The sequence below is a fragment of the Sinobacterium caligoides genome (assembly GCF_003752585.1).
Taxonomy (GTDB): domain Bacteria; phylum Pseudomonadota; class Gammaproteobacteria; order Pseudomonadales; family Sinobacteriaceae; genus Sinobacterium; species Sinobacterium caligoides.
The window spans coordinates 347,812-359,831 of sequence record NZ_RKHR01000004.1; the positions used below are offsets into that span (position 1 = coordinate 347,812).

General features: G+C 53.4%; 9 protein-coding genes. 6 read left to right on the forward strand and 3 right to left on the reverse strand.

Annotated features, from left to right (window positions below):
• The 3 genes from gatB (at position 1) to EDC56_RS08235 (ending at position 4,116) form a co-directional block, all read left to right on the forward strand.
• On the forward strand, positions 1-1,449 hold the full coding sequence (gene gatB / locus EDC56_RS08225; RefSeq protein ID WP_123712061.1) for an Asp-tRNA(Asn)/Glu-tRNA(Gln) amidotransferase subunit GatB: 1,449 nt from the start codon (positions 1-3) through the stop codon (positions 1,447-1,449).
• A gap of 92 nt (positions 1,450-1,541) precedes the next feature.
• A complete protein-coding gene (locus EDC56_RS08230) occupies positions 1,542-1,835 on the forward strand; it encodes a PA4642 family protein (RefSeq protein WP_123712062.1) in 294 nt (97 codons plus the stop codon).
• Between the two features lie 469 nt (positions 1,836-2,304).
• Positions 2,305-4,116 (forward strand): DEAD/DEAH box helicase, encoded by a 1,812-nt coding sequence (locus EDC56_RS08235; protein WP_123712063.1) that lies wholly within the window; start codon positions 2,305-2,307, stop codon positions 4,114-4,116.
• Positions 4,117-4,206: 90 nt separating this feature from the next.
• On the opposite strand, the gene EDC56_RS08240 is transcribed toward EDC56_RS08235, so the two are convergent.
• Entirely contained in the window at positions 4,207-4,551 is a 345-nt protein-coding gene (locus EDC56_RS08240; protein ID WP_211333615.1) for a hypothetical protein, read from the reverse strand.
• Positions 4,552-4,687: 136 nt separating this feature from the next.
• On the reverse strand, positions 4,688-5,368 hold the full coding sequence (locus EDC56_RS08245) for a DNA-3-methyladenine glycosylase I (RefSeq protein ID WP_123712851.1): 681 nt from the start codon (positions 5,366-5,368) through the stop codon (positions 4,688-4,690).
• Positions 5,369-5,582: 214 nt separating this feature from the next.
• Between EDC56_RS08245 and EDC56_RS08250 the strand changes: the two genes are divergently transcribed.
• A complete protein-coding gene (locus tag EDC56_RS08250) occupies positions 5,583-7,379 on the forward strand; it encodes an acyl-CoA dehydrogenase C-terminal domain-containing protein (protein ID WP_123712064.1) in 1,797 nt (598 codons plus the stop codon).
• Between the two features lie 79 nt (positions 7,380-7,458).
• Here the strand turns inward: EDC56_RS08250 and EDC56_RS08255 are convergent, their stop codons facing one another.
• A complete protein-coding gene (locus EDC56_RS08255) occupies positions 7,459-8,022 on the reverse strand; it encodes an NUDIX domain-containing protein (RefSeq protein ID WP_211333616.1) in 564 nt (187 codons plus the stop codon).
• A gap of 218 nt (positions 8,023-8,240) precedes the next feature.
• On the opposite strand from EDC56_RS08255, the gene gcvP reads away from it, so the two are divergent.
• Positions 8,241-11,144: an aminomethyl-transferring glycine dehydrogenase gene (gene gcvP / locus EDC56_RS08260; RefSeq protein WP_123712066.1), complete on the forward strand. Its 2,904-nt coding sequence runs from the start codon at positions 8,241-8,243 to the stop codon at positions 11,142-11,144.
• Positions 11,145-11,331: 187 nt separating this feature from the next.
• On the forward strand, positions 11,332-11,817 hold the full coding sequence (locus tag EDC56_RS08265) for a GNAT family N-acetyltransferase (protein WP_123712067.1): 486 nt from the start codon (positions 11,332-11,334) through the stop codon (positions 11,815-11,817).
• The last annotated feature ends 203 nt before the right edge of the window (positions 11,818-12,020 follow it).

A 12,020-nucleotide genomic window follows, 5' to 3' on the forward strand; every position in this document is an offset into this window, starting at 1 on the left:
ATGCAATGGGAAACAGTCATCGGCCTTGAGATCCACGTTCAGCTGGCCACGACCACCAAGATATTCTCCGGTTCATCGACCGCCTTCGGCGCCGAACCTAACACCCAGGCGAGCATCGTCGATCTAGCGATGCCCGGCACCCTGCCCGTACTCAACATACAGGCAGTCAAATACGCCGCCATGTTTGGCCTGGCCATCGGCGCAGAGATCAACCAACGCTCAACTTTCGATCGTAAAAACTATTTCTACCCCGATTCTCCCAAGGGCTATCAGACCACACAGATGGACGCCCCCATCGTCGGTGCAGGCACCGTCACCATCGAGCTATCTAATGGTCGCACCAAAGAGATTCGCATCCATCACGCTCACTTAGAGGAAGATGCTGGCAAGTCTCTACACGATCAATTCCCCGGTATGTCGGGTATCGACCTCAATCGCGCTGGCACACCGTTAATAGAGATCGTCAGCGAACCCGACATGAGTAGCGCCGAAGAGGCCGTAGCTTTTGCACGCAAAATCCACGCTATCGTCACCTCGATAGGTATTGGGGATGGCGACATGTCACAGGGTTCACTGCGCTTCGACGTCAACGTCTCCGTCCGCCCAAAGGGGCAGGCCGAATACGGCACCCGCACCGAGACCAAGAACCTCAACTCTTTCCGCTTTATGGAACGCGCCATCCACCAAGAGGTTGCCCGCCAGATCGACCTGATCGAAGACGGTGGCACGATCACCCAGGAAACCCGCCTCTACGACGGCGACAAACATATCGCCAAACCAATGCGTAGCAAGGAAGAGGCTAACGATTACCGCTACTTCCCCTGCCCTGACCTACTACCCGTCGAGCTCGACGATAGCTTCGTCGAGGCTCTACGCAACGACATGCCCGAACTCCCCGATGAGCGCAAGGCGCGCTACATCGGAGACTTTGCGCTATCCAACTACGATGCCGACATCCTCAGTGGCGACCGTGAACAGGCCGTCTACTTTGAAACTGTCGTCGCCCACTGCGATGATGCCAAGCTCGCCGCGAACTGGATCATGGGTGAGCTAGCCGCCCAAATTAACAAGGCCGACCGCAGCATCGGCGACAGCCCCATCAGCGCCGAACAATTGGGCGGCATGATCAAGCTAATCAAAGACGGCACCATCTCCGGTAAGATTGCCAAACAGGTCTTCGAAGCGTTGTGGAGCGGCGAGGCAACAGACGCCAAGAGCTATATCGAAGCCAAGGGGCTGATACAAAACTCCGACGAAGGCGCCATCGAGGCTATGGTTGACGAGGTACTCGCCAACAATCCCGACCAAGTTGCCGCATTCCGCGCCGCCGAAGGGCCTAAACAGAAGAAGATGACCGGCTTCTTCGTCGGCCAGATCATGAAGGCCTCCAAGGGGCAGGCAAACCCCGGTATCATCAACAAAATCTTGATGAAAAAGCTCAACAGCTAAACCAGCCACCTATTGCGGGGGCGACAGCCGTCGCCGCAATAGGTAAGATAACAACAGATTACGACTAGAATAAAGCGCCACAGGACTGCAGTATGTTAAAGAAAGATAAAGAAAAAGTAATAGACGAAGTCTGGACCGAAGACCGTATTCGCGAATTCCTCGACCAGCTTCCACCCGCCGGCGTCAACACCGATTTCCACATGCTGTGGAAGGCCTACCAGGGCATGCGTGCTGAACACTTCGAGATCTTTCTCGGACTATTCAAGGCGCAAAACCGTGACGTCAACGCCACCAATAACGATGATCAGAGCGTGTTAACTATCGCTCTTGAACACAGCCAGTCTGGCGATTATGTGCGCATCTTGCGTGACGCAGGCGCCCAATAAGGATTGACTCGATTGCCAAGGGGCCCCGTGCCCCCGCGCAAGCTCTTTATCGCACTTCGCCACTCTACGACAGCCGGCTCTACACACGCTTTACAACACGCTTTACAACACGCTTTACAACACGCTAAAACTCTTCGAAGCCATCAACTCACCTCGGCTATAGTCATTTTCTTTCATTTTCCACGATATAAGCAGCAATACTGATTCCTTATTTCATTATAAAAGTGTAACATTCGCGCCGGTTTATCGAGTCTGCAGTGTGAAAGCATTACCCCTGACAAATAGCACGGTCGGACATCGCCCTCTCCATCTTTTACTGGGCCGTAAATCTACGTCGCGACTCTATTTTTTCAGCAGACCCAGCAAGGACTGCATATAATGAATAGGTTACTTTTTTCACTCGGCGCCTTCACGCTCGTTTACCTACCGTAATCGACTTTTTGTGCCGTGCCTGTATGGTACTTCCTGTATGTCAGAAACAACGAAAGAAAACATTAAACCGTTTTCAGAACTCGGCCTCGCTGCCCCCCTACTAAAAGCCATCGAAGAGATCGGCTACGAAACTCCCTCGCCGATTCAAGCGGAGAGTATTCCACTACTAATCGAAGGCCACGACTTACTCGGCCAGGCTCAAACCGGTACCGGTAAGACAGCCGCCTTTGCCTTACCGTTGATGGGCAGCCTCGATATATCGGGTAAAGATCCACAAATGCTCGTGCTGGCACCGACACGCGAGCTCGCCATCCAGGTCGCCGAGGCCTTCCAAAGCTACGCAAAATACATCAAAGGCTTCCACGTCCTGCCCATCTACGGCGGGCAAAGCTACGATGGTCAGCTACGCCAACTCAAGCGCGGCGTGCACGTCGTCGTCGGTACACCTGGCCGAGTGATGGACCATATTCGCCGCGGCACACTAAAGCTTGGCAACCTCAAGAGCCTCGTTCTCGACGAAGCCGACGAGATGCTACGCATGGGCTTCATCGATGACGTCGACTGGATTCTTGAGCACACACCTAGCACGCGCCAGATCGCGCTGTTCTCGGCAACCATGCCTGAGGTTATTCGTAAGGTCGCCAAGAAGCACCTCACCAACCCCAAAGAAGTCAAGATCAAGACTAAGACGTCCACCGCCTCGACTATACGCCAGCGCTATACCATTGCCAGCGGCATGAACCAAAAGCTCGACTCATTGACCCGCATTCTTGAAGCCGAAGACTTCGATGGCGTCATTATGTTCGTGCGCACCAAAACAGCCACCGTCGAACTCGCCGAAAAGCTACAGGCTCGCGGCTATGCTGCCGAGGCGATGAACGGTGACATTCCACAGAATCAGCGCGAACGCACCGTCGAAAAGCTCAAACGCGGCCAACTCGATATTCTCGTCGCCACCGACGTCGTCGCCCGCGGCCTTGATGTCGAACGTATCAGCCACGTCATCAACTTCGACATCCCCTACGATAGCGAAGCCTATGTTCACCGTATCGGCCGTACCGGCCGTGCCGGTCGCAACGGTGACGCGATCCTCTTCGTCGCTCCACGCGAGCGCCGTCTATTACGCACCATTGAAAACACCACCGGCCAACCGATCGAACAGATGCAAATGCCCAGCACTGTCGACATCAACGCCAGCCGAGTCTCTCGCTTCAAGCAACGCATCAACGACACGTTGGAAGCCGGTAATAACGAGTTATTCGAGAACTTAGTAAGCGAATTCCAGGCCGAAACCGATATCGATCCACTGCTGATCGCCGCCGCCCTCGCCAAGTTGCTTCAGGGCGACACACCACTGCTAATGACCGATCAACCAAGACGTGAGCGTCGCGAACGCGACGACCGCAGCAGTCAAGAGCGTAGCGATAGACCCCAACGCGATAGCAAACGTAAGCCTCGCAATACGGTACCGGGCACAGAGCCTAAACCACTCAAAGCGCACCCTGACGTAACCATGCAGCGCTACCGCATTGACGTCGGCTACGAGCACGGCGTCAAGCCTGGCAATATCGTCGGCGCCATCGCCAACGAAGCCGAGCTTGAGAGTGATTTCATCGGTCACATTGAGATCTTCGACGACTTCAGCACCATCGATCTTCCTGAAGGTATGCCGAAAGCAACGCATGATGCCTTGAAAAAGACATGGATCTGCAAACAACGCATCAACCTGCGCCCGGTCCAAAAAAAGCAGAAGAACCAGCACGGCAGCAATAACGGTAAGCCAGGTAAAAACGTCGACGACTTCAAGCGTCGAAAGCCGAAGAAGAGCGGCCCAAAGAGCGGCGAGTAACTCCCCGCAACCCAATAAAAAAGCCGGCAATAGCCGGCTTTTTTATTGTCTTTAAGAAAAGGCCTCAAGCCAACACTCTATTAGCGGCCGCTAGGCCTCGCTTGGGGATGCCTCGTCGGCAGACTGCTGCCACGCACCATTCTTATCCGACCACCATAATGCCGCCACATACCACAGCGTCATTGGCACCATCATCATCAACCAACTCCAGTCGTCCACCAGCTGATAATCCTCTGGTATACCCACGCTATTAGACAAATAGACATTCAGGTCTGGAATACAGCCCACAGTGAACAACACACAAACAGTAATCAAAATCAGTGCGCCCTTACGCGTCTCGATGGCACTAAAAGCAAAAAAAACCCACCAGGGGATCCGCTCAGTCTTCAGCATGACATATTCTCCAGCGTCGTAGCCGCCTGCCGGCGGCCTCATTATTATTGTTATCTCAACGACTCAACACCCTTCAGCACAGCAGTAGAAGAAATGAGGCTTGTGATTAAACACAGACTAACAGAATAGCCAGTAACACCTAGAGGTGACATCGGCTGGACTCACTAGCACCTAAATATCAGCCGATACTGCAAGCCAATATACGGCTCATCTGCGCCAACCCCAGACCACTCTCCTGCGCCCAACTATTAAACGCCTCCTGCACCTTGGCTCGATCACGCTTTGAGTTCGCATGTTTATCAATCACACCCGCTCGACGCAACCCAACAACGACATCATCAGTCAACACGAAGCTATCTTTGCCGACCATACGCAGGAAGCGAGCGCCAGAGTTGCCTCCCATACGTTTGCCGTGCTTCTTCAAATAATCCCATAAGCTGATAATATCTTCTGCAGGCCAGTCAGCAATAAAACGTGCGAAACTTCCGTGCTCTCTCGCCAGCCACACCACCATATTGGCGTTTTCACGCACCGTAACAATCTTCGCTAGATGGCGAATGATTTTCTCATTCTGCATCTGCCCCTCCAGCTCTTCGTCGCTCATCATCGCGCAGCGCATTGGCGAAAAATTAAAAAATGCCTGCTCGAATGCTGGCCACTTTGCATCGACCACCGCATGACGAATGCCGGTGCGAAAGACCCGACGACAGAGCTCGGCCAGCATATAACGATCCTCTAGCGCCGCCAGCTGCTCCGTTGTGCGCACCGGGTAACCCATCGAGGCAATCCATTGATCTAAGGCAGCCTTACCACCGTGATGGTCGGCAGCCTGTTGATAGATAGAAGCAAAGCTCTGCATGATATTCTCCGAGCAGTAAATAGGCAGCGATAACAGGTGGCTCAAATTTACTCACCACTATGAGTGAGGCGATAGTCGCCGGGCTGACAGTTTGAGTGTTTTTGACAGCGCGAACGATCGGTTTTGCTATCCGTTTCGCCAATCCCCAGCAGTATAATCGAAGGCATAGAAAAAATAACAATCTAATCATTATTCGTTTAACGAGGAGCGTCACATGCCTGAATATCGTGCCCCCATCCGAGATATCGACTTCGTCCTAAAAGAGCTGCTCAATAGCGAAGAACACTTCGCCAGCCTCGAGGGTGCCGGTGACATGAACGTCGAGCTAATGGACGCCATTCTAGACAGCGGCGCAAAGTTCGCCGAGCAGGTGGTCGCGCCTCTCAATCAGATCGGTGACGAGGTTGGCTGTCACTTTGAGGACGGCAACGTCACCACGCCGCCAGGCTACAAAGAAGCCTTCCAGCAGTATGTTGCTAACGGCTGGCAGGGGCTCAGCGTACCCGAGAGCGATGGGGGCCTTGGTCTGCCCGGCTCCGTCGGCCTAACCCTCACCGAGATGGTCGGCAGCGCCAGCTGGGCCTGGAGCATGTATTCCGGTCTTGCCGGCGCCCCCATCGCCTGCCTCGTCAACGGTGGCAGCGAAGCTCAAAAGCAGCGCTTCCTACCCAAGCTACTCACCGGCGAATGGGCCGGCGCGATGTGCCTGACCGAGGCACACTGCGGCTCCGATGTTGGTATGCTACGCACCAAAGCGATCAAAAATGATGATGACAGCTACACCCTGACCGGCACCAAGATCTTCATCTCCGGCGGCGAACAGGACATCACCGACAACATCATTCACGCCATTTTAGCCCGTGTCGAAGGCGCCCCTGAAGGCAACAAAGGCATCTCGCTATTCATCGCCCCAAAATATCTCGTCAACGATGACGGTAGCCTCGGCGAACACAATAACATCACCGCCGGTAACATCGAAAAGAAAATGGGGCTCAAAGGTAACGCAACCTGTGTGATGAACTACGATGGCGCTAAAGCTTACCTGCTCGGCGAGGAAAACCGCGGCCTAGACATCATGTTTAAACTGATGAATACCGCGCGTATCGGCACGGCAGTACAGGGACTAGCCGGGGCACAAAGCGCCTTTCAAGGTGCGCTCAGCTACGCTAACGAGCGCCTGCAAATGCGCTCGCTCACCGGAACGAAAAACCCTGACGGCCCCGCAGACCCGATTATCGTACACCCCGATGTACGCCGCATGCTGATGACACAGAAGGCCTTTACCGAAGGTAGCCGCGCGCTCTGCTACTGGCTAGCGCAACTGGTCGACCAAACTAAGTTCGGCAAAGATGAGGGCCGAGTCAAAGAGGCCGAAGATCTTCTCGGACTACTCACCCCCGTCGCCAAAGCCTTCTGTACAGAGACCGGTGTTGAGGTGACCAACCTCGGCATGCAGGTATTTGGCGGTCACGGCTATATTCATGAGCACGGCATGGAACAGATTGTCCGCGACACCCGCATCTCGACAGTTTACGAGGGCACTACTGGCATTCAGGCGCTCGACTTAATCGGGCGCAAAGTCATGGGCTCCGGCGGCGAGCTATTACGCGTCTTTACCAAAAAGATCCACAAATACTGTGCCAGCCATGTCGACACCGAGAACATGGTGGAGTTTACCGAGTCACTTGCCTCCCTCAACAAGCAGTGGGGCGAAATCACCATGGATGTCGGCGGCAAGGCGATGGAAAATGCCGATGAGGTAGGCTCCGCCTCCGTCGACTACGCGATGTTCTCTGGCTATGTGACCTTCGCCTACCTGTGGGCACAGATGGCAGAAGTGGCCCAACAGAAGATCACCGAGGGTAGTGATGATGCCTTCTACAAGGCTAAGTTAGCCACCGCACGTTTCTACTTCAAACGAATTCTGCCACGCGCCCAAGTGCATGCCGTTGGTGCCGGTGCCGGGGCAGATACCGTGATGGAGCTAGCTGCCGATGAGTTTGCTTTCTAAGTAAAACGCCTCATGATCCGCCAAAAAGCCGCTGAGGAGAATTCTCCTCAGCGGCTTTTTTTAACCTATAAAGGCACTATTAATCCACTAGCTCAGGGCGTAATACAGCGGTTCTCAATACGCCCGCGACGCTGATAGCATCGGTAATTTTCCCCGCCAACACCCACTCATAGACCTCTTTGAAAGGCATCTTATGTACGCAAAGGTCTGCCTCACTGTCCTCCAATGAAGACTCGCCAAAGCTCAATCCTTCAGCCAAGAACACTCGACCGCTCTCATCACTGACCGAGTTCGTCGTATGTAACGTCATCAACTCCGTCCAACAGTCGGCCGTAATCCCACACTCCTCTTGCAGCTCACGTCGCGCGCCCTCAAGCGGCTCATCATGCAGGGGACAGCCACCCATCGGAATCTCAAAGTGGCGCTGCTCCAAGGTGTAGCGATACTGACTGACCAACCAGGTATTGCCGCACCCGTCGAGCGGGATGATGCCAATAGCGATACTCTTGAAGTGCACAACACCATAGATCCCCTTACTCCCCCCCGGCGTCAACACTTCGTCATGATACAGGCTCAACCACCGATTATCATAGCGCAATTCACGACTCTGACGGCGCCACGGACCTAGCTGCCTTTCATTCATCTTTACTTGCCTCGTCGACATAAATCAACTTATCATTTAATAAACACTATTTTATAAAGCCTATCAATTGACCAGTTGGTCAACAATCAAGGTTGGGATATTCGGGCAATTAATAATCAATATTCACCTGCCTGAGAGCCTACATTCTGTGCCCGAATATGATTTAATAGCCGCCTTTTTTACGATTAACGCATATCCAATCTTCGGGTGGTAGTTCAATGGCTCAAAAAGCACCTAACAACCTCAAGCAAGACTCACTCTATAACCTAGAGAAGAGAGACGACTTCATCAGCCGCCATATCGGGCCTGACGATGGGCAGATTAACGCGATGCTAGCCGCTGTTGGCGCCTCGTCGCTGGATGACTTAATTACCCAGACCGTGCCTGCCAACATCCTCAAGCAGGACCCCATGGACTTGGACGCACCACGCCCAGAACACGAGGTCATCGAAGAGCTCGCCGAGCTCGCCGATAATAATGTGCTCTTTAAGACCTGGATTGGCCTCGGCTACCACGGCACTCTGACACCCAATGTTATTCTGCGCAACGTGTTAGAAAATCCAGGCTGGTACACCGCCTACACCCCCTATCAACCCGAGATTGCCCAGGGCCGCCTTGAAGCTCTACTTAACTTCCAGCAGATGATCCTCGATCTGACGGGAATGGAGCTCGCCAATGCTTCACTCTTAGACGAAGGTACTGCCGCAGCCGAAGCGATGGCTCTGTGCAAGCGCATGGTAAAGAAGAACAAATCCAACGTCTTCTTTATCGATCAGAACTGTCACCCTCAGACCATCGCCGTCGTTAAGACTCGCGCCGAGCACCTTGGCTTTGAAGTGATCGTGGGCGACAACGTAGACGGCCAAGAAGCCGACTACTTTGGCCAGCTACTGCAATACCCTGGCAGCAATGGCGAGGTGAAAGACCTTGGCGCACAGATCGAGCGTGCTCACGCAGCCAACTCATTGGTTGTCGTTGCCGCTGACATCATGAGCCTGATGTTGTTGAAGTCACCCGGAGAGTTGGGCGCCGATGTCGTCGTCGGTAGCACCCAGCGATTCGGTGTCCCTATCGGTTTCGGTGGCCCCCATGCCGCCTTTTTCGCCAGCCGTGAAAAGTTCAAGCGCTCAATCCCCGGTCGCATCATCGGTGTCTCCGTTGATAGCCATGGCGAACCCGCCCTCCGCATGGCCATGCAAACCCGCGAACAACACATCCGCCGGGAAAAGGCCACCAGTAACATCTGTACCGCCCAGGCCCTACTGGCCATCATGGCCGTCAGCTATGCCATCTATCACGGCCCTGATCGCCTAAAGACCATCGCCAGCCGCATTCACCGTCTGAGCTGTTTACTCGAGGCCGGTCTCGACAAACTCGGCTTCAAACAAACGAATGCAGCCTTCTTCGATACCGTCGCCATCAACACCGGTGACGATACCGACAACGTCATGGCTAGAGCACTCGAAGCAGAAATCAACCTGCGCAAGCTTGACGAAAACACCGTTACTATCAGCTTCGATGAAACCACTACCTTGGAAGACGTCGATGACCTATTTGCTGTCTTCGCCGATGCCATCGTGGATTTCAATGCCGCCAGCCTCGACGACAACGCGCTGTGCCGTATTCCTGAGAGCTTACTGCGTGACGACGACGTACTGAGCCACGCAGTGTTTAACAGCTACCACTCAGAGACCGAGATGCTGCGCTACCTAAAGCGCCTCGAGAACAAAGACGTGGCACTGAATCGCTCCATGATTGCACTCGGCTCTTGTACCATGAAGCTGAACGCAACAGCGGAGATGATCCCGATCGCCCAGCCAGGCTTCAACAGGCTACACCCATTTGTGCCGAAGGAGCAGGCGCAGGGTTATCTAGAGATGACCAACAACCTCGAACAGATGCTTGTCGCTTGTACCGGTTACGACGCCGTCTCCTTGCAGCCTAACGCAGGTTCTCAAGGTGAGTACGCGGGCCTCCTCGCGATCAAACGCTTCCACGAAAGCAACGGTGAAGGTCATCGCAACATCGTCCTGATTCCTCGCTCAGCCCACGGCACCAACCCTGCATCGGCCTCATTAGCGAGCCTCAAATCAGTGATTGTCGACTGCGACAGCCTCGGTAACGTTGATCTCGCCGATCTCAATGCTAAGGCGGAACTGCACGCTGACAACCTTGCTGCGATCATGATCACCTACCCCTCGACTCACGGTGTCTTCGAGGAGAGCATTCGCGAGATCTGCGCCACTGTCCACGATCACGGCGGCCAGGTCTATCTCGACGGTGCTAACATGAACGCCATGGTCGGCATCGCCGCACCGGGTAAGTTCGGGGCCGATGTATCGCACTTGAACCTGCACAAGACCTTCGCAATTCCCCACGGGGGCGGTGGCCCCGGTGTCGGTCCTATTGCGGTAGGCAAGCACTTACAGCCTTTCCTTCCGACCAATCCGCTCAGCCCGATTAACGGCCTCGATGAAAACAACGATGTTGTTTCCTCTGCCGCCTTCGGTAGCGCCTCCGTACTGCCGATCAGCTACGCCTACATCGCGTTGCTCGGTGCTGAGGGACTGCGTCGCGCCACACAAGTTGCCATTCTCAACGCCAACTACATGGCGGGCCGCTTGAAAGAGGACTACCCGGTACTTTATACAGGCCGTAATGATCGTGTCGCCCACGAGTGCATCATCGACCTACGACCACTGAAGGAAAGTAGCGGCATCAGCGAAGAAGATATCGCCAAGCGCCTCATGGACTTCGGCTTCCACTCACCCACCATGTCGTTCCCGGTACCCGGTACGCTGATGATTGAGCCAACCGAGTCCGAGTCAAAACGCGAGATCGACCTCTTCTGCGACGCGATGGCACAGATTAAACGCGAAATCGAACTGGTTGAAAACGGTACCTGGTCCCTAGAGGACAACCCGTTGGTTAACGCACCACACAGCTTAAAAGATATTGTCGAGGGTGAGTGGCAGCACAGCTATAGCCGTGAACAGGCAGCCTACCCAATTGCCGCCATTCGCGACAACAAGTATTGGCCACCGGTCAATCGTGTCGATAACGTCTACGGTGACCGCAACCTGATCTGTTCTTGCCCTAGCATTGAAAGCTATGAGGACTAATCACTAAGGCGGCCAAAACACTTTGAATTAAGGCTGCTAGCCTTTTTTTCAAAGTCATATTTAAGCGAGCACTAATAAACCAGTGCTCGCTTTTTTGTTTAAGCAACAGAGAAAATATGAATACACTCGCCACTATCATGCATAAAAAAAGCCATGATAGGGGCTATTATTTTTAACGGAGTACTACATGGAACAGCTAACTATTCGTCAAGCCGCAATACAAGATGCGGCACTGATCTTACATTTCGTTACAGAGCTGGCTATTTACGAAAAAGCCGAGCATGAGGTGTTGGCAACAGAGAAAACAATTGAAAGTAGCATCTTCTCGGACGACAGCCATGTTAACGCACTGATTTGCGAGCAAGCGGGACACCCCGTAGGCATGGCTATTTATTTCTATAATTATTCGACCTGGCTGGCAAAACCAGGCCTCTACTTAGAAGACCTTTATGTGTCGCCTGAACATCGAGGTAACGGTGCAGGAAAGCTTTTACTGAAAAGAATGGCAAAAATCGCCTTACAGAAAGGCTGTGGACGATTTGAATGGAGCTGCCTTGATTGGAATAAACCGTCACGTGATTTTTATGAGTCAATTGGGGCGGAATCGCAGGACGAATGGGTCGGTTACCGCATGTCAGGGAAAACCTTAATAGACTTTGCTGAGCTGGATTAAGACCGCTCGGTAACGGGCTTAATGATTACTTAACCGATGCAATAGTGCCGGCTGCCCCACAACTTCAAGGCACCGGTGCCTATTTTTAGAGCGCCACGTTTAAAACAACCTCCACCCCCAACGGTAGCTATAAAAATTAATCGATCTCCAAAGAACAGTGCGAAACTGATTACAACGCCCAACATTTCACCATAATTATTGCA

Bases quoted from the DNA above. Each gene is read 5' to 3' on its own strand.
- gatB (WP_123712061.1), top strand. From the start codon at position 1: ATGCAATGGGAAACAGTCATCGGCCTTGAGATCCACGTTCAGCTGGCC.
- EDC56_RS08230 (WP_123712062.1), top strand. From the start codon at position 1,542: ATGTTAAAGAAAGATAAAGAAAAAGTAATAGACGAAGTCTGGACCGAA.
- EDC56_RS08235 (WP_123712063.1), top strand. From the start codon at position 2,305: ATGTCAGAAACAACGAAAGAAAACATTAAACCGTTTTCAGAACTCGGC.
- EDC56_RS08240 (WP_211333615.1), bottom strand. From the start codon at position 4,551: ATGAGGCCGCCGGCAGGCGGCTACGACGCTGGAGAATATGTCATGCTG.
- EDC56_RS08245 (WP_123712851.1), bottom strand. From the start codon at position 5,368: ATGCAGAGCTTTGCTTCTATCTATCAACAGGCTGCCGACCATCACGGT.
- EDC56_RS08250 (WP_123712064.1), top strand. From the start codon at position 5,583: ATGCCTGAATATCGTGCCCCCATCCGAGATATCGACTTCGTCCTAAAA.
- EDC56_RS08255 (WP_211333616.1), bottom strand. From the start codon at position 8,022: ATGAATGAAAGGCAGCTAGGTCCGTGGCGCCGTCAGAGTCGTGAATTG.
- gcvP (WP_123712066.1), top strand. From the start codon at position 8,241: ATGGCTCAAAAAGCACCTAACAACCTCAAGCAAGACTCACTCTATAAC.
- EDC56_RS08265 (WP_123712067.1), top strand. From the start codon at position 11,332: ATGGAACAGCTAACTATTCGTCAAGCCGCAATACAAGATGCGGCACTG.